The 636-nt window shown below is 43.6% G+C and carries 1 protein-coding gene; it reads left to right on the forward strand.

Going from position 1 to position 636, the window contains the following annotated elements:
- The coding region (locus ACS8FD_RS21780; protein WP_439277408.1) for a glutamate ligase domain-containing protein at positions 1-594 on the forward strand (594 nt) is incomplete at its 5' end.
- Between the last annotated feature and the right edge of the window lie 42 nt (positions 595-636).

Consider the following 636-nt stretch of genomic DNA (forward strand, 5'->3'; position numbering starts at 1 on the left):
TTTAACGCTGACCCATCAGTGAGCGCTATTGTTGATTGGTCGATGAGCGGTATACATAATGTCAATAATGCGCTAGTTGCAGTAGCCGCCGCTTATGATGTCGGAGTAGATATCTCGACCGCATGTGCAGCGCTTTCAGCTTTTGCAGGTATCAAGCGTCGGATGGAATTAATCGGAGATGTTAACGACATTTTAGTATTTGATGACTTTGCGCATCACCCTACCGCGATTACGACCACCTTAGATGGTGCTAAAAAGAAACTCACCAACAGACGGCTATGGGCGATTATTGAACCACGTAGTAATACCATGAAAATGGGTATTCATCAGGACAGTCTGGCCCAATCAGCAGCGCTAGCAGATCATACACTTTGGTATGAGCCTGCTGGTCTTGAATGGGGATTACGAGAAGTCATTGATCGGGCAAAACACAACAGCAATCAGCAGGTTATAAACAGTATAGAAGATATTATTAATCATGTTACGACGCATGCACAAGCGGGTGATGCGATTGTCATTATGTCGAATGGAGGCTTTGAAGGTATCCATCAGCGTTTATTGGCTTCATTGTATGAATTAAATGCTCAAACTTAGCCCTTCTTGTTGAGTTGTGACTCATTGCAACTAATTAACAGC

It is taken from the genome of Psychrobacter sp. 1U2 (genome assembly GCF_051847575.1).